Source organism: Nitrospira sp. Ecomares 2.1, assembly GCF_965152585.1.
In genome coordinates this window covers 3811726-3837983 of sequence record NZ_OZ224219.1, presented here as the reverse complement: position 1 = coordinate 3837983, position 26258 = coordinate 3811726, and the positions used below count along the sequence as shown (strand labels likewise).

The window sequence follows — 26258 nt, the reverse complement described above, 5'->3', positions numbered from 1 at the left end:
ATCATGGATCACAAAAATACATCTGAAGAACCCAACGATTCTGAAAAAGCCGAGGCCAAAGAACCCAAGCCCGACTCTCCCAAAAAAATCAAAAAAGAATTGTCTGTTGTCTCTCTCCCTCATGATAATGATGTGATGGCTCAAGAAATGGCGGATATGTTTGACGAAGATCGAGTCACACATAAACATGGGAATGCTGAGCCGGAAAAAGATTAGCAAAAAAAAGAACAATCGTACGTTTCTCCCTTTCCTGAACTTCTTTTCCCATTCCCCTCTATCGTGATTTTATTCCTTACGGTTTCTCAATAGAGAGTTACGCTGTTTGGGTTAGCCTTATAGAGGCTTCCACTGTGTAACTTTCCGTCTTGTTCCCTTTTTTTATCAATGTTAGGATATCTTCGCTTAAGGGGTGTTCCCTAGGACGTAGAAGTTATTGACCTACCTCGTGGAGTGACAACTATGAGTGTACCCGAACCCTCAAAAAAACCATTCAAGACCGTGGCGTATGAAGTCTCGACCTCTCAGGGAACTTCGTCTTCCCAGGACGGAGAATGGTCGGCACAGTCGGATGCAGGGAGCCTGGATAAGGTTAGGGATATTCTTTTCGGTGCCCAAAGTCGGGACATTGAAAAACGGTTCGCTGCGTTGGAGGATCGGTTGTTTCAGGAAAGCAGTCGCCTACGAGAGGACCTGACCAAATCTGTTGATGATCTGAAAACGCACATGAATCAGGAAATCCAAGGGTTAGTCGGGAAATTACAGCAGGAACAGGATCGACGTGTTGCCACCATTCAGGATATGGGACAAACAGTCAAGACGGTTGAATCTCAAATAAGTAAACGGATTGTGGAATTAACCGAGCATGCTTCGAATCAGTTCCAGGCGATGAGCGCAGAAATGCAGCGACAAAAACATGAGCTGATTGAGCAGGACCAGGAGGCCATGAGCCGAATGGAGTCTCAATTCGAACAAGCAGTCAATGAGTTGAAGGTTGAGAAAACCGATCGGGCGGTATTGGCCGAAATGTTGATGGAAGTCGCCTTGCGCCTAAAAGTGGGGGCCCAGGGTATTGAGACCCAATCATGAAGCCTTGAATTCTATTGGGGTATACCTCCCATGGCAAAGGCTGACGATCAATTTCACGTGTTTTTTCCCCCTCTCTCTAACAGAAAAATGGCAGCTTCCTCCTGAAGGCCAATTATGGAACGTACGCCTCGTTCGTCTCCTCTACGCCCATCGACGGGATATGACAAGGGAGAGTCTGAAGATTTTTCGGCCCTTCGCCGCTTGTTGCTGTCTCCCGAGCAAATTCAATTAGATCGTTTACGACAACGCATGGATACGTTGGTGATAGGGCCGCAGGAAGTGAGTCGTGTCCTGCCCGATGCCATTCGCCTTCGGGCTCAACAGGATAATCGGTTATTGGCTTCTCTGCTCCCGATTACACAAGAAGCGTTGGCTCTTTCCATCAAACAATCTCCCCAGCTTATAAGTGATTCAATCGCGCCTATCTTGGGATCCGCCATCCGAAAGGCGATTTCTCGTGCCATGCGGGAAATGTTCCAATCTCTCAACCAGACCTTAGAATATAGTATGTCCTGGCAAGGACTTCAGTGGCGTTGGGAGGCTTGGAAAACAGGCAGGCCTTTTGTGGAAGTGGTGGTGTTGCATACCCTTCGGTTTAGAGTCGAACAGGTATTTTTGATTCATAAAAAAACGGGATTATTACTCAATCATGTGATGGCCGAAGGGATATCCAGCCAGGGGGAAGCGGCCATTTCCGGCATGTTGACAGCCATACAGGATTTTGTAAGGGATTCGTTTCAGCAAGGTCAGGAGGAAGGATTGGAGTCGCTCAGGATTGGCGATTTGACTGTCTGGATAGAACAGGGGTCCAGCGCGATTTTGGCCACCGTGATTCGGGGCACCCCTCCTGTGAAATTGCGGGATTTCCTTCAAAGCACGCTCGAATCCCTTCATGTCCAATATTCGGATTTCCTGAAAGATTTTCATGGCGATACCGCTGTGTTTTTAGAAACCAGACCCCATTTGGAGGATTGCCTCCAAGCACAATTCGTAAAAAAACGAAAAGGCCTTCCGGTCGTATTTTGGGTGTGTAGTGGTCTTCTTCTGGCTCTTTTGGGATGGTGGGCCTATCAGGCTACTCTCAGTCATCAACAATGGACTGAGTTGTTGAAGCGGATTGCGGCTGAACCGGGTATTGTGGTGACGACTATTCAGGAAGAAGATGGGCGAACGGTGTTCCACGGGTTGAGGGACCCGCTGGCGGTTGACCCCGAACAGTTGCTGGAAGAGGTGGGATATCCTCCCCATGCGGCCGGGTTTCATTTTGAACCGTTTATTGCCCTCACTCCGGAGATGGTTCGTAAGCGGGCAATCATAGTTTTGCAGCCACCCGGATCGGTGGAGGTGAGCATTGAGGGTAGCCGGATTATTTTGATAGGGGAAAGTTCCCATGCCTGGATTGCGAGAGCGACTCGATCCGCCTCGGCAATTCCCGGGGTTTCGGAGATTTCCTTGGAACGTCTCATTAACACGGACGTGAAACAATTTGAGGCACTTCAAGTCGAATTGGAAGGGCAAGCTATTTTCTTTTTCCCGGGTCAGGGGAGATTGCCGGATCGGGAATTGGTGAAAATTCAACAGGTGAAATTCATTCTTCAGGAATTGGATGAGAAAGCCATGCAGCTCGGTCGGAAACCCTCTATTGATGTCATGGGATATAGCAGTCCCGTGGGCACTCAACCGATCAATGTTTCACTGAGTGAGAGGCGAGCGAACAACGTTCTGGAAATGCTCAATGAAAATACCTTTCAAGTGTTAAAATTGTCTGCCGTGGGTAAAGGGGTTGATCCCGATGTACAATCCGGTTCCGGTGGGGAACAGGGGTATTCGGCGAGTCGGCGAGTGTCCTTTAAGGTGGTGGAACCAGGGATTCCTCTGCGCAGGGAAGTGGGTGTGAGGAGCAGACCGTGATTCAGAAAAAAATTTGTATGTTGGGTGGGTTTGCCGTAGGGAAAACGAGCCTGGTGAAACGATTGATCTCCGGCATTTTTTCCGAAAAATATCTCACCACGGTTGGGGTCAAGATTGATCAAAAATCTTTGTCGGTTTGCGGGCAGGACCTCCTGCTGGTTCTTTGGGATCTCTACGGCGATGATGACTTCCAAAAAGTTCGGGCGTCGTATTTGCAGGGGTCATCGGGATATATCCTGGTGATAGACGGAACTAGGAAAGAAACGGTTGATGTGGCAGGCAAGTTACATGAATTAGCCCTGAAGACGATCGGTCCTGTTCCTTTTGTCCTTCTGCTCAATAAACATGATTTGGTAAACGAGTGGGTGGTTGAGTCTCCCATGGTTTCTAATCTCAGTGACCAAGCCTGCCTGGTATCCATGGTAAGCGCAAAAACGGGTGAAGGTGTCGAAGCAGCGTTTTCCGCGTTATCCGAGGCGATGCTGAAATCCTGAGGCCGGACGTGGATCGAATACGCATCGCCTGGTGAGTATGTGTCGGTAAACTCAATCAGATTCCCGTATCCTCTCGTCATTACCAGAGATTGGTGAGACTCATGTCCGGTTCCTTACCCGATCCTGCTTTCCTCAGTGTCTTTGATGCGTTAATTTTTCAAAAAACTGCAGAACGGCTCGACCATCTGGGTGACCTTCCCAGTTGGTTTCCTCCGCCTGGCTTGAGACAGGAGGCTGACTTGCCTCCCGAGCAGCTAGTGGACCGTTCATTTTTTCTTCAACATTTTCTCCATGAAGCCCGGGAATGGTGGGAATCCGGCAGGACGGGACAATGTAAGTCCGGTTTGTGGAGCGAACCCGCATTATTTGGAGAAGACGTCGTCCTGGAAGCCACTGCCGTCCGTCATCGGTCTCTCCGGTATGTCATTCTGCAACGCTTTGGACCCGATATCCTTCCTATCCAACCCTTGCTGCAAAAGGCACGTGAAGAACAGCTTTCACATCGTCAGGCTGTCAACCAACATGAACGCACCGAAGCCCGGCTGGGCAGTCGTTTAGCGAAAAGCGAACAAGAACGGGATGATGTGATGGCTGTGCTTGACGGTTTGGGATTGGGGACCATCATGCTCAATGCGAATCGTGACGTGACCTTTATCAGTGGAAAGGCCAGCGAGTTATTGCAAACGGATCCGGCCAGAATGATCGGACGCACTCTTGTTGAGGGTTTTCCGTGGAAACCAGCGGATAGTGTTCGGGTCGAGGAAATGGGACGGTTGCCGAGGTCGCAACGTCAGGTTGTGCCGGTGGTGATGGACGGGAAAAACCATTCTGCAACCGCGTTGGAAGTTGAGGTTCAAGATGATCCGCGAGATCCGAGAAAAACCATTCTATTATTAAAAGATGTCAGCGAGATGGAAGCGTTGCGCCGTCAATTGGTGGGGCCAACACAATTTCACAATCTGGTTGGAAAATGTCCCGCCATGCGCGCGGTGTATGAGCGGATTGGAGACATCGCCGTGGTGGATGTGCCGGTGCTCATTGATGGGGAAACCGGGACTGGCAAAGAATTGGTTGCCCGTGCTTTGCATCAATTAAGCCCGCGTCACGAATATCCATTTTTACCAGTTAATTGCGCCGGATTGACAGATTCGCTGTTGGGGAGTCAATTGTTTGGGCACAAGCGCGGCGCCTTTACCGGAGCGACGAGTGACCATGAAGGATTTTTCGAATCGGCTGAAGGCGGCACGTTATTGTTAGATGAAATCGGAGATATGCCGTTACCCATTCAGACCACCCTGCTCCGTGCTCTTCAAGAGGGAGAAATTATTCGTCTCGGGGAGTCTCGCCCACGGAAAGTGAATGTCCGGGTATTGGCGGCCACTAATCAGCCTCTTCAGGAATTGGTTGACAGGGGTGCCTTTCGTGCAGATTTACTCTATCGGATTCGTGTCGCACGATTACGGCTTCCTCCACTGCGAGAGCGCCGAGAGGATATTCCCTTGTTAAGTACGGCTTTTTTCGAAAAAAGCCGTGTCGCATTTGGCAAGATGCAGGTTCTCGGTATAGCTCCGGAAACGATGCAGCGGTTCTTACGTTATTCCTGGCCGGGGAATGTCCGTGAATTACAAGCGGCCTTGGAATATGCATTGATACATTGCCGGAGTGAAAACATCCTTCCGACCGATCTACCTCCTGAGTTGTGCGACGTTTTTCCGGCTGTTCAGTCATCGCCGTTGTTAAAACCGAATGAACGCCAGCGAATCCTTGATGCCCTGGCACAAACAAAAGGAAAACGTGCGCAAGCCGCAAAACTGGTCGGTATGAGCCGTTCTACCTTTTATCGACGTTTAACAGAGTTGAATATTGCTCATGAGGAATCGTCCATCTGATTCCGGTATTTCCGGAAAACCTCTGAACCTGCGGCGGTGATTAAATCCGGGATAAATGTGTTGGGTTTTCGTCGACATCAATTACAATCGACAGTCCATCTGCCTAGGGGACGGTTAAAAGGAATTTTTTTGTGACGAAGCGGTTCTATATTTTACCGGTGTGTTGATTGGACTGGGTACGTTTCAAGATCAAAATCTTCGTTCATCGTTCTTTTCCGAACCGGGGTATTTTGACGAGAACGTTAAACGTTCAGAAGATGTCAATTATTTTACCGGTCGATGGGCGGTGAATTTTCATTGGCCGATTCTCCCCAATCTGACGCTATTTCATCAGCATAAAGGTTTTCTCTCCCATTAAAAAACCAGTGATTGGTAGGTGACGTACCAACAGGGAATTCGTACGAATATCTGGGAAGACCTCATTTCGACTATTCAGATTAATTGGCGGTACGATAACTCCCCGGCTCCTGGAACCAAAAAAGCGGATACGCAATACATCCTGTCGCTCGGATAGGTATTTGAGTCGTAAGGTGAAGTTGTAATTGAGGGCCCGAGCATCGCAGGTGTTCGGTTCCTTGCTGTTTTTCCCTTCCTGTGGTTCATCCTCCTTTCTCTCTTTCCCTCGGGATTCAAAAATTTCCCTGAAACACTTTGAGACAATCGGATGTTTCAAAATGGGAAACTTTTTAAATTAAAAATCCAAGCAATTGAAATGTAAGGGTATTTTGTCTGGCACCATTATTGTTAGTAAAAGTTAATGAATATGGGTAATCAATGGGTAGATGGATGCCAACCAATGAAGATTCAAAACAATCATATAGTTTTTTCCATGGGTCTTTGCAGTGCACTTGGAATGTTCGCCATGTTGATTTTCACCTTGGGAATAAAACCGGAGTGGCTGGAACCACAGATTGTGTGGAATGGCAAAGACATTGCCCCAAGGGTAGCCATTTATTCCGGATGTGAGGGGAAGGACCGAGAAAGGATCCCGGTTCTCAAAGTGGTCAAAAAAGCTAAGGGAACGGTCATCACGGTGCGGAGCTATATTTCTGAGTTATCAAGGGATGTGTTCTATCAAGCAAAATTCACATCGGATTCATATGGTCCCTGGCAAAAAGTTGCCTTGTGCTGGCTTTAGAAATGGACAAGACAAATCAGAAATCAGTGAGTCAGGCGATGGAGGGGAATCTGTCTGAACGTGAGGAGAGAATTGGACTTTTTCCAAATGGGGATTCACACATGCTGAAAATTGAGGAATCAACTCCGAGCGGGGGTTGTTCCGACCGGACGCTTTTGCCAAGTCTTTGGGGAAAATGTGACCTTATGCGAACGACGAAAAATAAGAACTTTAATTCGAACGTCTCTTTAGGTCGCGTCGTGATCGTCAGTCGGAATGACTTAATTCGTGATTTCCTTGGGCAGATAATAAAGCTGCACGGGTATGATTGCGAATATTTTGAGGAATGGCCAAAGGTCTTGGTGGAAAAAAATGGGCAGAGCTTTGATGCCCTATTCATTGACGACCACTTTCTGGACCAATGTAAGCGTGGCTTGGGCCATGGACTTTCCTACGTCCCGGGTGCCCCTTTGGTCGTGATTTTGGGAGAGCTTCCTCCATCGGAGGATGCGGGATTTTTCCATGTGCTGAAAAAACCGTTGGATTATCGTCAGATAGGAAGAGTCATGGATGAATGTCTTTCACTGAAAACGCAAAGACGCGTATCTCCAGACGAGTAAGCGTCGGAGCGGAGCTGTTTGAAATTCTGGTCATGGTGCAGATTGCCGAGGGCGACCACTTATCCGAGTTGATCTTGACAGTTGGGGCTTTTAGAGGGGGTCTTCAACTGGAAATTAGCGAGGACAGGCTGGTCGCCCCAGGATTTTTTTACGGAAGTTGATCCGTTTGTTCCATGGGCCGCAGAAGAGGATGGGTGAAAGTCCGGTTAGTTGAAGAACAGAAAGCCAGGAAGGATCTTGCATTTGTTCATGTGTTACGAGAGGATGATGTGCCTTTTGTGACCCCCTCACGTGTGTAATTCTGGAGAACAAACGGTTCTATCTTTCACTCTCATGATAAGGAGGATGTAATGCTTAAAGAGTTCAAAGAGTTTGCCATGCGAGGCAATGTTGTCGACATGGCCGTTGGTGTCATTATTGGAGGGGCCTTCGGCACCATTGCCAAATCGTTGGTGGCCGATGTGTTGATGCCCCCTATTGGACTCTTGTTGGGTGGCGTTGATTTTTCTAACCTGTTTCTCACCCTTAAGGACGGAGTGCCTCCAGGGCCCTATCTAGCATTGTCCGATGCTCAGGCAGCGGGAGCGGTCACAATGAATTATGGAGTGTTTCTCAATTCGGTTATTAGCTTTCTTATTGTGGCCTTTGCCGTTTTTATGGTGATTAAAGCCATTAATCAGATGAAACGTGAAGAAAAAAAGGACCCGCCGGCGGATCCCACAACGAAAGAATGCAAATTTTGTCAGATGACGATTCCGATAAAGGCTCTACGGTGTGGTCATTGCACCTCGGAGTTGGCCAAAACTGCCTAATGGTTCATGAGGAAATGCCCTGTCATCAAGTATAGCCTACAGATATGCGGATCCTGTGTGTTGAACGGGTTGTCCGGAAATACATTTATGTATCGGCCGCTTATTTGTAGTAAATAGCAGTTCCTCATACAGGGCGAGCCAGAAAGACGGCATTCTCAGTAAGCGGAATGCCGTCTTCGCTATGCCAAAAATTCATATTCCAAAAGTAAAACCTTCCCTATCAGGTTGAACGAATTTTTCCAGAATCTGCGGATTTGGGCTTTCAGGGCAACTTACGTTTTCCTCTTGTTATGGTTGAACTCTATCCTGGCTCTTTAGCTACCCGTATTCTCTCCAAAAATCGGCCATAATTTTTTTTGTCCAACCGTCCGCCTGCAGAAAATACATCTGATTGGGTTAGTGGTGTATATCCCGCTTCTCTGTGGTTGGCTGTGGGGAAGTTCTCCTATCCACAGCCGTTATCCCACGCCGGTATCGTATCTGGCCATCCACAATGGTGAGCTCTACATTGTGAGCAGGTACCATCAAACTGATGTCTGCTCTCAACGAGGCTCACCGATTTCCATAGGGGAGGAAGAAGCGTTATTCACTTTTGAGAGTCAGAATGTAATTGGTGAGGTCGTTTAGCTGTTTGTCGTTTAGAGGAAATTTTGGCATGAAGGATCCTGGGGAAACGGATTGCGGATCCTTAAAATGTTGAAGATGCCAATCCCGGTCCGGTCGTCGATCGGCGACAAAAGAAAGGTCTGGGGCAACATTCACACCTTCCCCGTGAATGCGATGACAGGTTTTGCAATGGAATTGTTCCACTAAGGCAATACCTCGAACCACCGAAGGATCACGTTTGGGAACGGCATACAGGTCACGGAGGGAAATACTCAACAGGCCGAATACGATAATCAAAAAACCCAATCCCGCCCCCAATACGACCCGGCGTGAGGACGGTTGTCGCTCAGGGTTACGATCTAGAAAGGGCAGGAGCAGCAATCCGGTAAAAAAGAGTGTGGGAAGGAGCCAGGTGGCCAGAGGTCCCCATGCCCCGGGAGCATATTTGAGAAGCTGGTAAAAAAACAGAAAATACCATTCCGGGACGGGAATAAATGAATGGTCCGAAGGATCCGCCCGATCAGCCAATGGGAATTCCACGCTGAATGCCAGCAGCGATACGATTCCAAACACGACAAGCATCACCACGGCATCCATGAAGACTTGCCGTGGATAGAATGTTTCACTTCCGGCTTTGGCTTTTGCTTCATCATGAGGACCGGCAGGTCCAACCCTCCGGAGAATAAAGAGATGGAGCATGATCCCGAACATAATCGCGGCCGGAAGAAAAGCGACGTGAATTGCAAAAAACCGTGAAATAGTCAAGGCGCCAAGAGTTTCGCCTCCTCGAAGGATTTTCACGAGGAAATCACCAATAAGCGGAACGCTGCCAACCATGTTAATCCCGACCTGGGTAGCCCAATAGGCGTTTTGATCCCAGGGTAGCAAATACCCGGTGAATCCGAACCCCAACATGATGGCTAACAAGATGATCCCGACAACCCACATGAGTTCACGAGGGCGTTTATACGCGCCGTCAAAAAAGACCTGCAACATATGGAGCCCGATGGCCATCATGACGGCCGAGGCGCCCCAATGATGCAGGCCACGGACAAACCATCCCCCCCACACTTCATGTTGAATAAACTGAACGGTATCGTAGGCATGGTCAGTCGCGGGCACGTAATACACCATGAGAAACATGCCAGTGAGTGCTTGTAATCCAAAGAGGAAAAGGGTGGCGGAGCCAAAGATATAGTTCCAGCTGGCACCGCCGGGAATGGGCTCATTCAGGAGGGTTTGCTCCAGGGGCTTTAATTTCAGGCGCTGGTCGATCCACTGATACAGACGTGAGGCCATGCTTAGAGTTCAACTTTCTTCGCCAGACCGGATTTAAATTCTTCGTATTGAACGAGCAATTCGCCATTTTCTATTTTGGATGGCAGCGTGTCCAGAGGGCGTGGAGCGGGCCCTGCCTTCACGGTTCCCTCAAGGTCATAAATACTTCCATGGCAGGGGCATTTAAAGAGACGGTCCTGTTGATCCCATCGATACCCACAGCCTAAATGCGGACAGATGGGTGAAAAGACCGTCACCTCTCCATTGGGCTGTTTCACCGCCCACACGCCTTTCGTGGTTTGGGTTTCCTGCCATCCATCCTTTTCGGTCATGGTGTAATCCATCGCCCTGGGTTCACCAACTGGTAATGCATCGGCTTTACCCAGTGACATCCATTCTTTCTTTCGTCGTTGAAAGGCGGGGGTGATGATGAATCCGATTAACGGGACTGCAAGGGAGATTCCGATAAGGGAGGAAATGAACACGGTGGTTTTTACAAAGAAGGACCGGCGGGTTCCCACCGGGGTGGATAAGCCATCTTCCATTTTAGGGTTCCTTTTGGATAAGCAGACAATAAGATCCCGGATTCACTTGAGGAGCGTATGCTTCATGCTGTTCACAGAAAGATATCATCGTTGGGGATGAGAACCGGAACGATGCCATATTCAGATTAAAGACCATTTGAAAAACGCTCCCGTAAAAGGCTAGCACAGAAGCATGGATAGTCAAAATCAAAAAATTTCATCGACAGGGTCGAGTGTGGGAAGACCTGTATTTTTCAACGGGCTGACTGACACCGTCGAAGCATCAATGTAAGGAAATAGGCGAAGAGGTGGTGAATGTGGGTGCGGATCTTTTCGTCAGGGGAAAATGGCTCCTCTTTCCGAACCCCGAATACAGTGCTTGGCATTCTTGTGAGGCACCTGGTCTGTCAGGTTAAACACTGTTTAATCTGGAGGTAAAGGTGGCCGGCAGCAAGAGAGCCGAGGGAGGTATACTTCTTTCCCAATCTTCTCCCTATCCCGAAAATAAAAAAAGGAATTACCAGTACCGGACCGGTCCGGAATCGATATGGACGAATCCCTGTCGGCCGTAATAGCCGACTCCACCCAACCGAAGCTTCACAGCGGCCCGTCGTATTTTGGAAAGTCGAACGCCGGGAATCGAGAAGTCCATTGCCTGCCCGACGGTATGAAGACTGTTTGGCGCGGCCCCTCGACCAAGGCGAATCAGCAATTTGTTGTATGAGGGCGACCGGTAGCCGGAGTAGATTTGAATTTCCTTCCCCTGTCCGACTAACTTTTCCACCTGATTCACATATTCCAGCAATTGAATGTCCATCTGGCAGACCTTTTTGGAATGATGGCACCGCAAAAGATAATTAATGTCCTTCAGGGCTTCCTGGTCATAGCGGCCTGATTGATTGCGATACGTTACCTGGAGTCGTTCGTCAGTGTGGGCGTTGTAGAGGCGAAGTCTGCCTTCAGGGAGTGAATGGGCCGCGGCGGATTCTGGAAACATCAAGCGGCTGCCAAGAATCAGCATTCCCGCAAGAGAGGATTTCAGAAAGAAGCGCCTTGACCAGATTTCTTCTGTCTCCTGAGACATGGTGACACCCTCCGAACAGTGAATGGGGAAATGGAGCGGGAGAATAAAACGGAATGAAACACTGATCATTTAACAAAATAGAATGATGAGGTCAACCAATGGATGGAAATTTTTTAATCATCCCCTCACCCACGTTTATGCATTTCCGCTGTGGACTGAATGAAAGTGGGCAATCGCCTCCTTTGGCTCTCCTGGATTTTTTTACGGAAACTCACCTGCGCGGTTGCTGTTCACGTTCTGCCTTTGGGACTCAATCTTCAGAGGACTCATGTCCGACATGGTGAATCCAGCATTGATCGTTGAGGTGTTTTGGTTTGATGTCTTCCTACCGCCATCCGGAACCCATGCAGGGTAGGATTTTGCTTCTACTCCGCTCAGCAAGAGGGGTTGGCGAAGGAAAGGCCTTTGGCATTTCTACACCAATCTTCAAATGATTGCGTGTTCCTCTGCTTAAGACAGAGCAATCCCTGTAACAGAAATCGAAAAATCTCCACTTGATTTCCGCTTGTCGGTGGGTGCCGGTATCGAAATTCACCGGTTCATTTTACGCCTTCCCCCCTAGTTGTAATCTCCGAAGTCTCTATCTCATTCCTTTGAGACATGGCTTTTCCATTCTTTGGTTAACCTCGTGCGGTAGGGGAGGATACCTGTGGATCTGAAAGTCAATCTTGTCTCCCATAAGAATGTTCAACAAATCAGGACGGAGGCTCAGTTATCTAAATAGATAAAAATATTCCACGATCAGATACATCCTTAACGTTTTAAATAGAACACCATTGTCAGGTGAGCTCAGGAGGCGAGTTTGGAAATGCTTGAAAGACAAAGGAGATACATCCGCACGACAGTCGTCGTCCCGCCACATTCAAGTCGGGAATAAGTCTTGCTCACGTCAATAAATATATGGGCCCAATTATTTAATTTCCACGTATCCTGTAAAGGGTACGTCTTACTGTAAGGAGGAGTCGTCATGCCACAGGTTGAACCGAGCGTTATGCTTAATTCGATTATGGGGAAAATCTACAATGTGCTGACCAATGGGGATGATACCGTCCCCAAATCGGAAGACAATTTTTTTAGTTGGTGCACACCCGGATTGGCTGTTGAACCTGATGATTTTGATTTTTTAACACAAGGGTTAACGGGTGTGGTGAAAAAGAAAGCTCTGAAGGACATGGTGATCGAAGGTGAGGGAGGGGAATCGAATTCACCGGAGCTGACACCGGCAGTCTTAGAAGGATTGCGTGCGCAAGATGCCAGCAAACAGTATATGAATGCAGAGAGCTTCGCGCGGCTTGTCGATTTTGTCCCCGACCTGGCGGCCACAACGAATAATCAATTTGCGGCCATGAGCATCATGAACAATGAGGGATCGCTTTCAGAGCGGTTCGAATACATTTTACGCATGAGTCAAATCATGGAAACCAAATTGGATGACAAAACAAAAGAAAAAATTGAAAAGTTCAGAGGGCTGCTTTCGACGACAAGGGTCAAAAAGAATCTTGTGACCGACGAAGAGGTTGAGGTTTCAGAACCCAGTGCCTTAGTGAATCTGTATAACCAGAAGCTGACGGAATATGAGGCGGCGGCATTGGCCTATAATGGTGCCCGCATCGATGCCCTGACAGCCGACAATGTCAAAGCGGTTCATTATTGGGGGATGAACGCCAACATTCTGCGCAATAGGGTCAAGGCGGCTATGGGTGATTGGGTCAGTAATGGGTATAAAAATGATTATGAAGGCATTAACGCTTTTATTGATCAGGTTATGAGGCGGGATATGGCGCTGCTCAAAGCCCAATATCAGGATGATTTGGAAAAAGCCAGAATCACCGGGATATCCTCCGGCAGCGATTTTTTCTATACATCGCTGGTGCCCAGTAACCCCATGCAGGCCGCAGGATGGACAAACTTTAGTTTTCAATCCACGGATTATAATAATTCTTCCAATTCCAGCTACCAAATGAAACGGTCTAAAACCAGTGCCGGAGGCGGATGGTTAGGCATTTTCGGCGGTGGCGGGTCTGCCAGCAGCGCCAGTGGACAATCGGAATCCAAAGTCACATTTGATAGCAACCATTTTTATATGAATTTTTCGATTACCCAATGCCAAATTGTGAGGCCGTGGTTCAAGACAAGTTTTATTAATAGTAAGTTATGGCGTTTTGATCAAAATAATCCCGAATCATCAAAACAAATAGTCAGCGATGGCGGCAAACCTGCCACAGGACTCTGCCCGGCTTATCCCACCGCAATCATTTTCATCAAAGATCTTGTCATTGGCTGCCGGAATAGCAGTGGCTTTTCAGAGGCGGCACAAAGTTGGCAACGGTCGTCGGCGAGTGGTGGTGGGGCCGTGCATTTTGGTCCATTTCATTTCGGTGGATCGCATGGCCGTAGTTCCGCCAGTGGAGAGCGGTCCTCAAAATTCCACTATGATTCAGAAAAGCAAGAAATGCGAGTGCCGGGTCATCAAATCATTGGATTTAAATGCCATGTCTTACCAAAGAGCCCTGATCCGTTAAGCGAAATCACGGATTGGATTTAACTTTCCAGGTAGTCCCGCCCCAAAATCGAAAATGGGGTGGGGCTACCATGGGGAAGGGCGATATTCCACCACCATAACGATTTGATGAGGTAATACATGGCTATCGACTCCATCGTGCAATTGGCCTTGATGTCCAAAGCCAAAAAAGTCTTTGAAAAGGAAGGAACGTTTTTGAGTTTTCCTGTGACACCGCTGGCCTATACCAAAGAGGATCTGGATTTCTTTTCACAGGAAACCGGTAGTGATCTTCTCCAGAGCAAGGCCAACCTGGCGGCTTTTTCCACGCTCGTGAATCTGATTCCCCGTGATGAGGCCTGGTTGCCCACTGATACACGCTTTTTGTGGAATGAGTTGGAGTATGTTCTGAGAGAAGGACATCTTGCATTGTCGACTCGTACACAGGAAGAAGAAGTAGCCTATCGGGAGGCCTTGACCTTTTTGAAAGTCCCGGGTGAGGGAGGCCTTCTACAGGACAGCCCTAAGGTCAAGGTCTATAACCAGTATAAGGATGCCTACATTATGGCTGAGCAGGAATTCATGGAGGCCAGAAGTACGGGTGAGGCCGCAGAGGACGAATCGGAGAAAAAACGCTGGCGGGAGGTCGATGAGCCTGCGTTTCGGGCAAAACTCAAGGATCTGGATAATCAGTGGATCCTGGAGGGATACAAGAATGAAGTCAATATTGCCAGGAGTCAGTACCAGAATCTTGGAGCCAAATCACCCTCAATGACCTGGGATGAGTGGAAAGGAAGTTTCAATCAGGATCTCGACAGTGAGACCAATGCTCAGGATAATTTTACGGTTTTCCCAAGCAGCTTTACTCCCTCGAATGCCTTAGAAGAGGGTTCATGGAATCCTTTTTCTCTGAGCCAGGCGGAAATCAACATGTTAGTGAATGAAGCGCCGGCAGATCTCCGTACGCGGTTCTCAGCTGAGGGAGCAGTGTCTTCGAAGAAATCCGTGACCTTGGAATTCAGTTCTGCGGCTATCAAACGGTCCTGGTTTGATTCGGAAATATTCCGGTCGCGGTTCTGGCGGTTGTCAGATTCCACGAAGGTTTTTTCTGACGGTGGCAGCCCGCCTTCCGGAGATTGTCCGGCCTATGTCACGGCTATCGTGTTTGCCCGGAAGGTCGTCGTCGAGGATAAACAAGTCCAACCGAATACTTCCAATCCAAAAGTGTCTATGGATTTGCGTTTTAACTATGCAGTGAAAGATCAAAATTCGATACAAAAAATCAACCCTGCTGTCCTGCAAGCCGTGCAACCGCAATTGATGAAAAGGCCATCTGTCCACCCACAACCCATAAAGGCTCAACCTGTCCAACCTTTAATGATGAAAATGCAGCCGAAAGCGATGGCCTCGTTTAAGTCAACGGCCATTAGGGTGCCGACACAGCCAACTAGAGGGAACGTCTTGGTAAGACCGGCGGTGAGGACCCCGGTGGTCGCTCGCCCGGCTTACTCCCGATCCATGGTGAACCTGCAGGCGTCGTCCTATACCCGGCTGCCATCTACGCCTATACGGAAACCGGCGCCACGTCCGGCAACGCCGCCAAGGCCTCAAACAACTGTCCCTGACGAGAATATTTATATCTTGGCATTCATTTGTAAGCCGTTACCGAAAAGCCCCGATCCCGATATGACTTTACAGTGGTGATTTGGACATAAAGATGAGTGGTAAAGCCAAACTATGTATGGAAATTCATACATTCGAAAATTAATCAGGTGATTATGAATGATGAAGTAAGTCGGGATGGTTTTGGAGTGTGTTCCAGATTTCATGGATGAAAAAATGGTTCATTCTTCTGTAAGTCATGAAAGGGAAGATCCAGATAGCGCAGGACAACTCATTTCATTTAGAGAATATGAGCCCCAGAAAATGATTGAAGGAAGAATTATAGGGAGAATATATGGGCAGGCAATAAGGGTTGTTCAGTGAAATAAATGGTGAGGTGAGTCGAGTAGTTGTAGAGTTCCCAGGTGTTCCGGTTCGGCCTTCCCTATTGCGTATTATCGGTAGGGGGCGTGACAGATACGGGATGATTTGTGGTGTGAATCGTCTCCTCGGATTTGACCTCGACAGAGACGTCGGTGCCTTGAATGGCATGATCGATGGGAGTCATCCGAAAGGATGAATCGTTCTTCCGGCTTTTCAGAAAAAAATGAGTCGAATTGGAGAGTTCGTCGAGTATTTTTGTGGCGGCGTTGATTGCGTGTTGCATGCAAAGCATGTGTATGGATTTGGTCATGGTCATTTCCACATCAATGGTTGTTTATGTGAGCATCCTATTCTTCTCTTTTCTGACTATTGAGATATGAAAAGCATAAAGCGTGCCAATTGCATGCGACTTTATGCACTCGTGCGTCATGCCATAGGATGGATTGATTCAAATGGGAATGTTCCTAAAATCTCTGGACATCTTTTAGTCTGAGAAATTGCCTGCTTCTTTCGATTCCTGGCAGATGAAGGCCTTGATTCTGGAGAAAAAGACAAATTATCCATCCTACGACAATTTTTCTTATCTTTAAATTGACTGTGTTGGTTCAGCAACATCGATAGCCATGTGTTCCATTCCTGAAGATTTCAAAAAGGAATAAGGCCGGTGTTTCTTGATACGGAAACCGATGGCAAATTGTGTGAAGGGTCTATCTGGGAAAAAGAAAGGGGGCGAGGTCCCAGAGAAACCGGAATGAGAACCTCCGGACGACAATCTAAACGAATTGCGCGGTGCTCTCAAGGAAGATTGAAGTTAAAAGTGTATGCGAAGGTCGGCGACAAGCGGAAGGTGATCCGATGCGATCAGCGCAGTACGAGATTTGGGAAGATGCACATGAGTCACGTCAATCTGGCCTTCATAAAAAATATGGTCGAGATGCAACAGGGGCAAAAATCCCGGATAGGTCCGGCGTCGTTTCACAAAGGGGCGAATGTCCAGGCTCTGAAATCGTGGGGTGAGGATATCGGTGGTGACGCCGCGCCCCCATTCGTTGAAATCGCCGAGAATGATTTTCGGACCGGCTGCTTGATGCTGGTCCAGAATCAAAGCCAGGCGTTCCGCCTGATACTTGCGTTCCCGCATTCCGGTGCCCATATGCACGTTGTAGACATGTAAGGTCTGATTACCCAGCCGGAGGTCAGCGCGTTGACAACAGCGGCCGCGCCGGGTTCTCCAGGACAAGTCATGTCGCGCATCATTCACAATTGGAAATCGGCTCAGAATCATATTTCCGAAGGGATACCCGTGACGTTGCCGGGCAGATGCCATTACCCATCCCATGCCCATCAAAGCACCAAGAAGTTCGTCCTGTCCCCGGCCTTTGGGTCCAAGTCCCAGGACTTCTTGTAGAGCTATAACATCCGGATGCAGGGCCGATAGGACCTCCGCGATCCGTCTGGGCATGATCCGACGATCCATCCCGCAACACCGGTGAATGTTATAGGTCACGATTCGAATATCGAGGGAAGTCGGTGGTTGGGGAACCTGTGGAAGTGCTCTGGCCATGAGTGAATAGAAAGTCCTTTTAAATCACTGAGCTACCATTGCTCTATAGACCATATCATGACGGGAAAAGATGTGAGGCATTATAAAAATTGCCCATTATCGTGATTGGCAAAATGCAGACCAGAATAGAAAAATGCCGTCCACAAATTTTGTGGATAACCTGGTGGCTACCGGCAACAAAAGCGGTATTTTTGAAGGATTGATAGAGAAATGAGCAAATTGCGTAAATTTTAGGCATTGTGTTGATAATATTTTTCAATACCAAATATAGTGGTGTGAATTTTTTGGCGTAGTCGTAAAGGTAGAATGATGATTTTCTCTTGACTTTTTTGATTCAGTTGATCCTTTTGAGTTTCATCAAAACCTCATAATGATCTCCTGAAAATGGTTTATCCACAGAAAGGTTTTTCCCTTGTTGATAGGTGAACAAAATGAGAATGGTTTTGTCGGCGCCTGTAGGGTCTTTTCGCCTGGACAATAAATTTTGGCCTGTGTTCATCATGGATTTTTCAGATATTGACACGTTTCACTCGCTACCCACGATTCTTTGTCGGTTCCGATCACCGGAAATTGAATAGCGGATTCCTTGCGATGAATGGGAATGGCTTCCCCTGCCTGCACATCGGAGCCCTCGAAATTTCGAGGGCTATCCCACGAGGGACCGCACCAACCGATTCCTTCGCCCATTCGAGTACGGATGACGGGAGCCCGCTTACCAATGCCGCCCCAAATCTAATGGCATCGGTGCCACCCAAGATGGCCAGATAGATTCCCAGGTATTTTCGCGCGCGCTGACAGAACACCTCAATGGCCGGAGTGGCGCGAGGATCCGGTTGCTCGCGGAGGGCTTGGAGAAGGTGGGGCAAGTCGGAGGTCAGGCTGGACAAGTTCAACAGGCCGGATCGGGAATTCAACTGAGGGTCGATCTTTTCAAGGGAAAGCCGATTATGCCCGGCGACCTATCCGATAATGGTCAGGTCGGGATTTCCACGTGTGCCCATCACGAGGCCTTCTAGCCGGTGAATCCCATTGAGGCCTCGCCCACAGCTCTATTTTTGATGGCGCTAACTGAGCACTATTTTCCCAAAGGTTAATTTGAAGGAGAGACGGCGCGAAGCTCCGTATGAGCCCCGCGCAAGACATATAGGGAAGACCGGAGAAAAAGAGCCGCGAGTCCAAAACCCACGAGAATGTCAGGCCAACCTGAACTGGTAAGCCATACCCCTGCGGCGGCACACAGCACCGAGACATTCGCAATAATGTCATTGCGGGAACATAGCCACACGGAACTCATATTGATGTCATCGGCCCGATGGCGCCAGAGCAATAGAAGGCAAAGGCTATTGGCCGCAAGTGCCAGTAGGCCAATGGCGCCAATGGCCTCGAATACGGGAACCTGCGGAAAAATCATCTTGTAAACCGCCTGTCCGAGAACAAAGAGCCCGAAGGCCGCCATGACGCCGCCCTTGAGGAGGGCGGCCTTGGCTTTCATCCTTGCGCCTCGCGCCACCACGTAAATGCTGAAGCCATACACCAATGCATCCCCCAACATATCCAGTGAATCCGCGATCAAAGAAACAGAACCAGCGAGCAGTCCTGCTGTGAGTTCTATCAGGAACATCACCGCATTAATGGCCAACACGATTTTGAGTATTGAGCTTTGGCGATCCTGAAGCGCCTCAATCTCACATGCTTTGTCATTGCAACAATCAGCCATAGTTGAATCTTTGAGAATTTGTAGCGGGATAACTAAAGAAGCTTAACACTTTAAAGAGGATATCATAGTAAATGAGAGTCCGTGAACATGGAGGGAGGAAACGGCTCGGCTCAACATTTAGGGTTTTTCAATAACCTGATGAAGGGCTATTGCCGGAATGAGGGCAAGGACACCCTAACACAGGTGGGAAAACTTGCGAAGATAGAGCCATCAACCGGTTGTCAGCTGAGCCGGCGGCGAAGGCTCTGTGCCCGGTTTGAGAGTCCAGGTTCAGGGAGATCTTTTTTTCGGTCAGGAGGCAATCGGTTTCCATGTCACGTGCGGGTTATTGATTGTCCACCATTCAGCAGACATCTCAGGAAGTGTGAAAAAAGAAAATTCATTCTTGACTTTTTTGCAACCTCGAACAAGAATGCTGTCGCATTGAGACTGGCTGTATTGTGAGCCTCTTGTTTCGAGGGCACACATGAGTGATCGAAAATGACAGGGAACGGTATGAATAGGGGAAAAGGTTAAGCGAACCCAAGAGAGCTTCAAATGCGCTGCACTCCGCATCAGGCCGCAGCCACGTTTGCTCGCAGTTCCCGTGGCCGTTGTCAAATACCTGACCACTTCACCATCATTCCAAGAGAGACAATGTCAGCACCGTCTGTAACAGGCGCATTACTATCCGACTACGATAGGGCAATCGCCACTCTCGTGACCGCGTTTATCTCCGATCCGTTCATTCGCTGGATGTTGCCCGATGCCAAGCAGTATCTCCATTACTTCCCACAAGTCCTGAAGTATTTTGCTGGACGCGCCTTCGATCACGGATCGGCCTATCGTTCGGAAGATTATAAAGCCGCAGCGCTCTGGCTGCCTCCCGGCGTCGGTCCTGACGAGGAGGCGGTTGCTGCTGTCATGCAAGATGGCGTGGCCTCTGAACTGCAAGGGGATGCGTTCGCCTTACTGGAACGGGCGGGCGCGTCGCATCCGTCGGTTCCACATTGGTACCTGCCTGCCATTGGGGTTGAGCCAATGCTTCAAGGTGAGGGATACGGCTCTGCCCTGCTCGCACACGGGCTTGACGTCTGTGATAATGGCCACGTCGCCGCTTATCTAGAGGCGACTAATTCGGCTAACATTCCGCTCTACCAGCGTTTCGGGTTCGAGATTGTGGGAGAAATTCAGGCCGGCAGTTCACCACCGATAAAGCCAATGTTCCGGGCTGCCCGTTAAGTGATCTGGCCCTTATGGTTTGAGAGCACACCTGAATGAAAATGCCAGGGTATTGTATGAACAATTGAGGTGAGAAAAAAAAGCGTCCCCGAATCTCATCCACTAGAACAAGCTTCTGAAGGGCAAACAAAGCCATCGACGACAAGAGGAAAGAGCGTAGCTTTGCTCGATGTCTCCTGGAAATATGACGAAGGTTAGATTTTATCCGGAGCTGCCATGACGAGGTCGCATAGCCTTCCCTGCATTCCCGATGCGCCACGTTCGATTCGGAAGGGCGTCCCCCTCAAGACTTTGCTTGGCTCGGAAGCAGTTGACTGCTTGGCGCGAAACGTCCGTTTCGTGCATCCGGGGTTTGATGCAACGTCATTTCGGAAGAAAGCCCTCTCCGGGCTGGAGGATTTGGAGTTTTTGCCGCGTGGTCAGCATATCGCAGTTGCACTAAGGCAATTCCTGCCCGATGCTTACAGAAATGCTCTTCAAATCCTTCTGGATTCTCTTACACCGCCGCAAACAGAAGCTGATGAGTTCGGGTTAGCTGAGTTCTTCTATCTCCCACATAGCTTCTTTATTGCCAGCTACGGCATCGATCCGGAATACAACGGAGGAGAAGACCCCTTCGACATTTCTATGAATGCCCTGCACGCCCTGACCACACGATTCACATCGGAATTTGCAATTCGTCCGTTTCTTATTCAACAGCAGAATCGAACGTTGTCACAGGTCATGAAGTGGACGCATGACCAAAATCCACACGTCCGGCGCCTGTGTTCGGAGGGTCTGCGGCCACGGCTGCCTTGGGGAAAGCGGATCCCCGCATTCATCAAGGATCCATCACCAACATTCCCGATCCTTGAGCTCCTCAAGGATGATTCGTCCTTGTATGTACGGCGCAGCGTGGCAAACCATCTTGGAGACATTGCCAAAGACCATCCAGAATTGGTTATCGAGACTTGCCGTCGATGGCTAAGTGGGAACTCGTCCAACGATTCCAAGTGGCTTGTCCGGCATGCCATACGTCATCTTGTGAAGAAGAAAAACGGCGCGGCGTTAGCACTCCGGAATTCTGCAACATAGTCAAAATGGGAGGGTGCGCAATGGCCGTATATGCAGAAGTAGGTCTAGGCGCTGAACCGGACGGCTTTTCCGTCAGGCTGAAGGCTACCTGTGAGCTTGGGTGTTCAGCCGCCAGCAGGCGGCGGAGGGGATGCCAATCACCAATTAAAAATGCCGTGCCTGTTTTCTGTAGAGTGACAAAAAAATTGTCTCTATTTTTTCAGTTGGGTTCTGCGTCTGCTGCTTGAACTCAGCTACCCCTGTTTGCGACATGTCCAAGGTGGTGAGTTAAGCAGAAATCGTTTGCTATGAGGCTCAGGTCTAATCTCGAATTTGGACCAGCGATAAAGAATGGAAAATTTCGCAGCAAGCTGGCGAGGTATCAAAGGCTAAAAGAGTTTTAACTGTTAGAGATCATCTTTTGGCCAACTTTGATGTTGGATATCATGTTCCACCATGCTCTCTTATGTGTGTTACGGAAGTGTTCGTTTTTTCTGCTCCGACGCCTGCCGTCTGATCCAAAGGAGGGACGCTCTGATGACTTGGCGGGCCTTGTTTGAGCAGAGCGAGTTGGTCCGCCCTCCTCAAGCTAGCGTCCGTCCGCTTTCATGAGCCAGACGGGGCGGCAATGGTTTTGGGTCCTTTTCCCGAAAGAAAAGGACCTCGACTGCCGGGGCGAAACCCGGCAATACAGAACAGAGCGTGGGCACCAGAGTTGAGTATGTCAGTATAGGGTCAAATCTATTGTTGCCGAATTTCTGCCTCCACCTGTCCCACCTGCTTCCTGGAGCATTTGCCTGCGGACAGCTTCCTCATTCCTTCATACGAAACTCTCAATAAAATATTTGACCACTGGTTTTTCTCAATAAGGCCCATCGCCTCAATCCCTCTCTGGTACGGAACGTTATTGCGCGTAACAATGTTGAGGATTTCATCTGGACCTGAGCAGGTTTTGACTGGCAGGAGGCGAAGAAAAATCACAAGAAGCGGTTTAATTGCAGATCAAAATTCTGGACGTAATTCCTTCGTTGCCTAAGAATTTGTCGCATCAAGAGTAGCGGTATTTGTGTTTTAATTGTGCTTCGAGAGCACAAAAACGTGAGAGGATTGGCAGTCAACTCCATGAATAATTGAGGGAAGACGATGGTGCCGGATGCCATTTGGGGGAACGTTTAATTTTCCAACTTTAAAATAACCAGGAGATCCGGATTACTCCGGCAAAAAAACTATGCCCAATCATGATAAATCTCTGCCCGGCAAATCGAATTCACTCTGGCTCGACACGACCCCGGAAACACGTTTTCCATCCTTACAAAGCGGATTAACTGTGGATGTAGCCATTATAGGCGGTGGGCTGGTCGGCTTAACGGCGGCCACGCTGCTCAAGGCTCAGGGAAAAACTGTCGCGGTGCTGGAAGCCGAGCGCATTATTCAGGGTGTGACCGGCCACACGACCGCCAAAATAACTTCACAGCACAAATTGATTTATGATGACCTCATTCGCCATTTCGGGGAAGAGAAGGCGCGTGCTTACGCCGAGGCGAACCAGGCCGCTATCGAACAGATCGCCGACCTGGTTCGAGTTAAACACATCGACTGCGATTTCTTCCGCACCGAGGCCTACACCTATACGGAGTCCGAGGACGAGGTAAATCAGATCAAGGCTGAAGCGGACGCGGCATTGAAGCTTGGGCTTCCGGCCACTTTCACCCAGGAAACGCCGTTGCCTTTTTCGATAAAAGCCGCTGTGCGCTTCGACCATCAGGCACAATTCCATCCTCGTAAATACTTGCTGGCTTTGGCGCAAGACATACCCGGCGAGGGCAGTTTCATCTTTGAAAGAACTCGCGTCGTGAATGTGGAAGAAGGCGAGCCGTGCGTCATCACCACCGAGCAGGGCGTGATTGCCGCGCGCTCGGTCATCGTTGCCAGCCACTTTCCTTTTAACGACAAAGCTCTGTACTCCTTTCGTCTGCATTCGCATCGGTCCTATGTGTTGGCCGCCCGCGTGGTGGAGCCGGGCCCCCTTGGCATGTTTATCAGCACGGAACCGTCTTACTCTGTGCGGAGCTATCCGGTGCCCGGAGGTGACTGGCTTTTGGTCGGCGGCGAAGGACATAAAACCGGACAGGGCGATGATACGGTGGCCCGTTATCAAAGGCTCGAGCAATGGGCGCGCGAGCGGTTCGCTATCGAGTCGGTGGAATACCGCTGGTCAACACAGGACAATCGCACCATTGACGGAGTGCCGTACATCGGACGGTATGGACCATCTTCACGGCATCTCTATGTCGCCACCGGCTTTGCCGGCTGGGGCATGACCAATAGCACCGTGGCCGGAATGCTCTTGCGCGATTTGATTTTAGAACGCGAGAATTCGTGGTCGGAAGTTTTTGACCCGAACCGCGCAAATCTGGCGGGAGTTCCGGATTTGGTCGGGCAGGGAGCCGATATTGTTAAACATTTCGTCGGCGACCGCATGACGAACGAAACACCTGATAGTATCGCGCTTGGTGAGGGTAAGATTGTGAAAACGGAACGGGGAAAAGTGGCGATGTATAAAGCGGAAGACGGTACGGTGAGTACCCTGTCGCCGGTTTGTACTCATATGGGTTGCTTCGTACAGTGGAACCCGGCGGAAAAGAGTTGGGATTGTCCCTGTCACGGCTCGCGTTTCGCCGCTGACGGCAAAGTACTGCACGGACCGGCCATCAACGATATGGAGAAAATGTAAACCTTCCGGAAACTTGAGAATTTGTAAAACGCTAACAGCGAGCTGGCAAGGTGGGAATACCCAATTGCCTTCAGCCTCGTTCGTTCCAGCCGTCTGCCGCAGCTGAATGCCCTTCTAGACTCGTCGCGTTTCCTCCCGTTTTAAACTCAGCGCGGGCTTCAGAGATAAGCCCGTCGAGCTTTCCTCCCTTGAGATCAGCTTCAATCTGCTGATCCCAGACACGCGCATCGAACTCAAGGAACCATTCCCGAAACTGAGCCAGGTCTTGGGGTGGTAGATTCAGTACCTGTTGTTCAAGCTGTTCCAGTTCATTCATGAGTTACCCTCCTTCCATCGGTTGCCTCAATTCTACACGAATCCCAATGTCCAGCCCAACTAAAAAGTAATTTGAGGGGGAGAAGTTCAGCGGAAGTTTATTGGCTGGAAAGTTTCCATGATTATGGCCGGAATACAACACCCATCGAAGGGCGGCTTAAAAAATAAGAAAGAATGAGTCCATCAAGAGGCTGTCATCCTGAGCCGGCGGCGAAGGATCTGTGCCCAAGCGGAGAGGCCAGGGTTCAACGAGATCCATCATGGAACGAATCCTGAACTTGCCGAATGGCTCAGAATACATGGGCTCCGAGTAAATCGTGTGGGCAGGTGAAGGCATCGCACCTTTGTTCCCCACTCTCGTGTCCACGTGATGCTCTGTGTTGCCGGGTTTCGCCCCGGCAGGCGAGGTCCTTTTGTTTCGGCAAAAGGACCCAATACCAGTGACGCCCCGCCCGTCTCATCTGATTAGATCGGACGCTAAACACGGGAGAGCGGACCAACTCGCCAGGCTCACACAAGGTCCGCCAGAAAAAAGAGCGTCCGATTATGGGATGGGCGGCAGGCGTCGGAGCAGGGGAGAGGGAACTTTTAGAGGCAGGATATGGGAACAAAGCTGTTGTTGACGAATTTCTGCCTCCACCTGTCCCATCTGCTTTTTGAAGCCTTTGTCTGTGGACTGCTTCCTCATTCCTCCACACGAAACTTTCAACAACAGCCTTGTCTCCTGTTCCTTGTTTCAGAGTGATGTTCTGTGTTGCCGGGTTTCGCCCCGGCAGGCGAGGTCCTTTTCTTTCGGGAAAAGGACCCAAAACCAATGACGCCCCGCCCGTCTCATCTGATTGATCGGACGCCAAGCATAGGAGGGCGGGCCAACTCGCCAGGCTCACACAAGGCCCGCTAGGAAAAGAGCGTCCGATCATGGGACGGGCGGCAGGCGTCGGAACCGTGGAGAAAAAATGACTGGCAGGAGGCGAAGAAAGAACTTCGGAAGCGGCATGAATGAAAATCAGAATCCTTGACATTTTTTCAACGTTGTACAAGAATTCGTTGCATTGAGGCTATCCGTGTTGTGTGGCTTAGGTGCTTTGATAGCACACAGGTGTGACCGGAACTGCTAGCGAACTGCATGAACACTTGAGGCAAAAAGATACCACCGGATGCCATTCGGCTGTCCTCATTGAAAAGGCAACGATCATGTCGTTATTTTCAGAAATTTAGTTGGTGTGTAATTCGGATAGAAATGGGATGGTCGTGCATGTGGAACGCTTGCCTCAAGACGCAGGCAGGTGCGAACCAACTCACTGGGCTAAGCCCGCGTCGTACAAATCGCCCAAGACAATCAGCATACTACTTTCCACAGAAAGAGAGGGTTATGCCATGGAAGTGCCCAGGGAGTTTTTTACGCTTCAGAGCATGCTCACCTTGACAGGAGCGACCGGTGCGGTTTTCGTGGTGTGCAATGCTATTCAGGCGGCATTTAACTTCAATCCGAAGTGGCTTGCGCTTCTGCTGTCTGAAGTGATTTCCATGGCCGGTGTTGCGCTATCGGGCGGGCACGGGTTGGATTACTTCGTCGGGCTCGTCAACGGCTGTTTAATCTTTTCGAGTGCTGCTGGTGTCGTGGCCATCAACAGCGGAGGGGATGCAAAGTCGCGTGGCGACGGTACCGTCACAGCCGAGGATATTCGCAAAGGCGTCTCTACGAGCTCGCGGCGAGGTAGAGGTTTCTTTGCACCGTGGTTTTGAG

At 49.5% G+C, this 26258-nt stretch carries 22 protein-coding genes and 2 pseudogenes; 16 read left to right on the top strand and 8 right to left on the bottom strand.

From position 1 onward, the window contains the following. The first annotated feature begins 3 nt into the window (after window positions 1-3). The 9 genes and pseudogenes from ACWHYD_RS17005 (at window position 4) to mscL (ending at window position 7929) form a co-directional block, all read left to right on the top strand. On the top strand, window positions 4-216 hold the full coding sequence (locus ACWHYD_RS17005) for a hypothetical protein (RefSeq protein WP_447963211.1): 213 nt from the start codon (window positions 4-6) through the stop codon (window positions 214-216). Between the two features lie 243 nt (window positions 217-459). After that, window positions 460-1086: a hypothetical protein gene (locus ACWHYD_RS17000; protein WP_447963210.1), complete on the top strand. Its 627-nt coding sequence runs from the start codon at window positions 460-462 to the stop codon at window positions 1084-1086. A gap of 114 nt (window positions 1087-1200) precedes the next feature. Further along, the gene (locus ACWHYD_RS16995) at window positions 1201-2997 is read left to right on the top strand and encodes an OmpA family protein (RefSeq protein WP_447963209.1); all 1797 of its coding nucleotides are present in this window, start codon (window positions 1201-1203) and stop codon (window positions 2995-2997) included. Next, a complete protein-coding gene (locus ACWHYD_RS16990; RefSeq protein WP_447963208.1) occupies window positions 2994-3491 on the top strand; it encodes a Rab family GTPase in 498 nt (165 codons plus the stop codon). The genes ACWHYD_RS16995 and ACWHYD_RS16990 overlap by 4 nt, the downstream gene beginning before the upstream one ends. A gap of 101 nt (window positions 3492-3592) precedes the next feature. Beyond that, on the top strand, window positions 3593-5380 hold the full coding sequence (locus ACWHYD_RS16985; protein ID WP_447963207.1) for a sigma-54 interaction domain-containing protein: 1788 nt from the start codon (window positions 3593-3595) through the stop codon (window positions 5378-5380). A 160-nt stretch (window positions 5381-5540) separates the two neighbouring features. Beyond that, window positions 5541-5894 (top strand): annotated as a pseudogene (locus ACWHYD_RS16980) (DUF481 domain-containing protein). Between the two features lie 348 nt (window positions 5895-6242). Next, on the top strand, window positions 6243-6518 hold the full coding sequence (locus ACWHYD_RS16975) for a hypothetical protein (protein WP_447963206.1): 276 nt from the start codon (window positions 6243-6245) through the stop codon (window positions 6516-6518). 101 nt (window positions 6519-6619) lie between these two features. Then, window positions 6620-7117: a hypothetical protein gene (locus ACWHYD_RS16970; protein ID WP_447963205.1), complete on the top strand. Its 498-nt coding sequence runs from the start codon at window positions 6620-6622 to the stop codon at window positions 7115-7117. Between the two features lie 350 nt (window positions 7118-7467). After that, complete coding sequence (mscL, locus tag ACWHYD_RS16965; RefSeq protein ID WP_447963204.1) at window positions 7468-7929, top strand: large-conductance mechanosensitive channel protein MscL; 462 nt, start codon at window positions 7468-7470, stop codon at window positions 7927-7929. Window positions 7930-8511: 582 nt separating this feature from the next. Here mscL and ACWHYD_RS16960 read toward each other — a convergent pair. The 3 genes from ACWHYD_RS16960 to ACWHYD_RS16950 form a co-directional block, all read right to left on the bottom strand. Beyond that, window positions 8512-9834 carry a cytochrome b N-terminal domain-containing protein gene (locus ACWHYD_RS16960; RefSeq protein WP_447963203.1) on the bottom strand — a complete coding sequence of 441 codons (1323 nt, stop codon included), beginning with the start codon at window positions 9832-9834 and terminating at the stop codon, window positions 8512-8514. 2 nt (window positions 9835-9836) lie between these two features. Further along, window positions 9837-10358, bottom strand: a complete 522-nt coding sequence (locus tag ACWHYD_RS16955) for a QcrA and Rieske domain-containing protein (protein WP_447963202.1) — start codon at window positions 10356-10358, stop codon at window positions 9837-9839. 496 nt (window positions 10359-10854) lie between these two features. Next, entirely contained in the window at window positions 10855-11421 is a 567-nt protein-coding gene (locus ACWHYD_RS16950; RefSeq protein WP_447963201.1) for a YcbK family protein, read from the bottom strand. A gap of 967 nt (window positions 11422-12388) precedes the next feature. On the opposite strand from ACWHYD_RS16950, the gene ACWHYD_RS16945 reads away from it, so the two are divergent. From ACWHYD_RS16945 to ACWHYD_RS16935, 3 genes are all read left to right on the top strand, one after another. Beyond that, on the top strand, window positions 12389-13966 hold the full coding sequence (locus ACWHYD_RS16945) for a hypothetical protein (RefSeq protein WP_447963200.1): 1578 nt from the start codon (window positions 12389-12391) through the stop codon (window positions 13964-13966). A gap of 96 nt (window positions 13967-14062) precedes the next feature. Continuing rightward, window positions 14063-15625 carry a hypothetical protein gene (locus ACWHYD_RS16940; RefSeq protein ID WP_447963199.1) on the top strand — a complete coding sequence of 521 codons (1563 nt, stop codon included), beginning with the start codon at window positions 14063-14065 and terminating at the stop codon, window positions 15623-15625. A gap of 123 nt (window positions 15626-15748) precedes the next feature. Beyond that, complete coding sequence (locus ACWHYD_RS16935) at window positions 15749-15907, top strand: hypothetical protein (RefSeq protein WP_447963198.1); 159 nt, start codon at window positions 15749-15751, stop codon at window positions 15905-15907. A 61-nt stretch (window positions 15908-15968) separates the two neighbouring features. Here ACWHYD_RS16935 and ACWHYD_RS16930 read toward each other — a convergent pair whose 3' ends face one another. The 4 genes and pseudogenes from ACWHYD_RS16930 to ACWHYD_RS16915 all read right to left on the bottom strand — a co-directional run bounded on the left by ACWHYD_RS16930 (window position 15969) and on the right by ACWHYD_RS16915 (window position 19188). Beyond that, on the bottom strand, window positions 15969-16217 hold the full coding sequence (locus tag ACWHYD_RS16930) for a hypothetical protein (protein WP_447963197.1): 249 nt from the start codon (window positions 16215-16217) through the stop codon (window positions 15969-15971). Window positions 16218-16718: 501 nt separating this feature from the next. Next, window positions 16719-17471, bottom strand: coding sequence for an endonuclease/exonuclease/phosphatase family protein (locus ACWHYD_RS16925; protein ID WP_447963196.1), 753 nt, complete (start codon window positions 17469-17471; stop codon window positions 16719-16721). Between the two features lie 560 nt (window positions 17472-18031). Next, window positions 18032-18406: pseudogene (locus ACWHYD_RS16920) on the bottom strand (hypothetical protein); the annotation flags it as partial. A 155-nt stretch (window positions 18407-18561) separates the two neighbouring features. Further along, complete coding sequence (locus ACWHYD_RS16915) at window positions 18562-19188, bottom strand: cation transporter (RefSeq protein WP_447963195.1); 627 nt, start codon at window positions 19186-19188, stop codon at window positions 18562-18564. A 636-nt stretch (window positions 19189-19824) separates the two neighbouring features. Between ACWHYD_RS16915 and ACWHYD_RS16910 the strand changes: the two genes are divergently transcribed. The 3 genes from ACWHYD_RS16910 to ACWHYD_RS16900 all read left to right on the top strand — a co-directional run bounded on the left by ACWHYD_RS16910 (window position 19825) and on the right by ACWHYD_RS16900 (window position 24196). Continuing rightward, window positions 19825-20409 (top strand): GNAT family N-acetyltransferase, encoded by a 585-nt coding sequence (locus tag ACWHYD_RS16910; RefSeq protein ID WP_447963194.1) that lies wholly within the window; start codon window positions 19825-19827, stop codon window positions 20407-20409. Between the two features lie 216 nt (window positions 20410-20625). Further along, on the top strand, window positions 20626-21483 hold the full coding sequence (locus tag ACWHYD_RS16905) for a DNA alkylation repair protein (protein ID WP_447963193.1): 858 nt from the start codon (window positions 20626-20628) through the stop codon (window positions 21481-21483). Window positions 21484-22690: 1207 nt separating this feature from the next. Then, window positions 22691-24196, top strand: a complete 1506-nt coding sequence (locus tag ACWHYD_RS16900; RefSeq protein WP_447963192.1) for an FAD-dependent oxidoreductase — start codon at window positions 22691-22693, stop codon at window positions 24194-24196. Between the two features lie 70 nt (window positions 24197-24266). On the opposite strand, the gene ACWHYD_RS16895 is transcribed toward ACWHYD_RS16900, so the two are convergent. Beyond that, window positions 24267-24512, bottom strand: a complete 246-nt coding sequence (locus ACWHYD_RS16895; RefSeq protein ID WP_447963191.1) for a hypothetical protein — start codon at window positions 24510-24512, stop codon at window positions 24267-24269. A 1376-nt stretch (window positions 24513-25888) separates the two neighbouring features. Between ACWHYD_RS16895 and ACWHYD_RS16890 the strand changes: the two genes are divergently transcribed. Next, window positions 25889-26257, top strand: a complete 369-nt coding sequence (locus tag ACWHYD_RS16890; protein ID WP_447963190.1) for a hypothetical protein — start codon at window positions 25889-25891, stop codon at window positions 26255-26257. The last annotated feature ends 1 nt before the right edge of the window (window position 26258 follow it).

Bases quoted from the DNA above. Each gene is read 5' to 3' on its own strand.
- ACWHYD_RS17005 (WP_447963211.1), top strand. From the start codon at position 4: ATGGATCACAAAAATACATCTGAAGAACCCAACGATTCTGAAAAAGCC.
- ACWHYD_RS17000 (WP_447963210.1), top strand. From the start codon at position 460: ATGAGTGTACCCGAACCCTCAAAAAAACCATTCAAGACCGTGGCGTAT.
- ACWHYD_RS16995 (WP_447963209.1), top strand. From the start codon at position 1,201: ATGGAACGTACGCCTCGTTCGTCTCCTCTACGCCCATCGACGGGATAT.
- ACWHYD_RS16985 (WP_447963207.1), top strand. From the start codon at position 3,593: ATGTCCGGTTCCTTACCCGATCCTGCTTTCCTCAGTGTCTTTGATGCG.
- ACWHYD_RS16975 (WP_447963206.1), top strand. From the start codon at position 6,243: ATGTTGATTTTCACCTTGGGAATAAAACCGGAGTGGCTGGAACCACAG.
- ACWHYD_RS16970 (WP_447963205.1), top strand. From the start codon at position 6,620: ATGCTGAAAATTGAGGAATCAACTCCGAGCGGGGGTTGTTCCGACCGG.
- mscL (WP_447963204.1), top strand. From the start codon at position 7,468: ATGCTTAAAGAGTTCAAAGAGTTTGCCATGCGAGGCAATGTTGTCGAC.
- ACWHYD_RS16960 (WP_447963203.1), bottom strand. From the start codon at position 9,834: ATGGCCTCACGTCTGTATCAGTGGATCGACCAGCGCCTGAAATTAAAG.
- ACWHYD_RS16955 (WP_447963202.1), bottom strand. From the start codon at position 10,358: ATGGAAGATGGCTTATCCACCCCGGTGGGAACCCGCCGGTCCTTCTTT.
- ACWHYD_RS16950 (WP_447963201.1), bottom strand. From the start codon at position 11,421: ATGTCTCAGGAGACAGAAGAAATCTGGTCAAGGCGCTTCTTTCTGAAA.
- ACWHYD_RS16945 (WP_447963200.1), top strand. From the start codon at position 12,389: ATGCCACAGGTTGAACCGAGCGTTATGCTTAATTCGATTATGGGGAAA.
- ACWHYD_RS16940 (WP_447963199.1), top strand. From the start codon at position 14,063: ATGGCTATCGACTCCATCGTGCAATTGGCCTTGATGTCCAAAGCCAAA.
- ACWHYD_RS16935 (WP_447963198.1), top strand. From the start codon at position 15,749: ATGGATGAAAAAATGGTTCATTCTTCTGTAAGTCATGAAAGGGAAGAT.
- ACWHYD_RS16930 (WP_447963197.1), bottom strand. From the start codon at position 16,217: ATGACCAAATCCATACACATGCTTTGCATGCAACACGCAATCAACGCC.
- ACWHYD_RS16925 (WP_447963196.1), bottom strand. From the start codon at position 17,471: ATGGCCAGAGCACTTCCACAGGTTCCCCAACCACCGACTTCCCTCGAT.
- ACWHYD_RS16915 (WP_447963195.1), bottom strand. From the start codon at position 19,188: ATGGCTGATTGTTGCAATGACAAAGCATGTGAGATTGAGGCGCTTCAG.
- ACWHYD_RS16910 (WP_447963194.1), top strand. From the start codon at position 19,825: ATGTCAGCACCGTCTGTAACAGGCGCATTACTATCCGACTACGATAGG.
- ACWHYD_RS16905 (WP_447963193.1), top strand. From the start codon at position 20,626: ATGACGAGGTCGCATAGCCTTCCCTGCATTCCCGATGCGCCACGTTCG.
- ACWHYD_RS16900 (WP_447963192.1), top strand. From the start codon at position 22,691: ATGCCCAATCATGATAAATCTCTGCCCGGCAAATCGAATTCACTCTGG.
- ACWHYD_RS16895 (WP_447963191.1), bottom strand. From the start codon at position 24,512: ATGAATGAACTGGAACAGCTTGAACAACAGGTACTGAATCTACCACCC.
- ACWHYD_RS16890 (WP_447963190.1), top strand. From the start codon at position 25,889: ATGGAAGTGCCCAGGGAGTTTTTTACGCTTCAGAGCATGCTCACCTTG.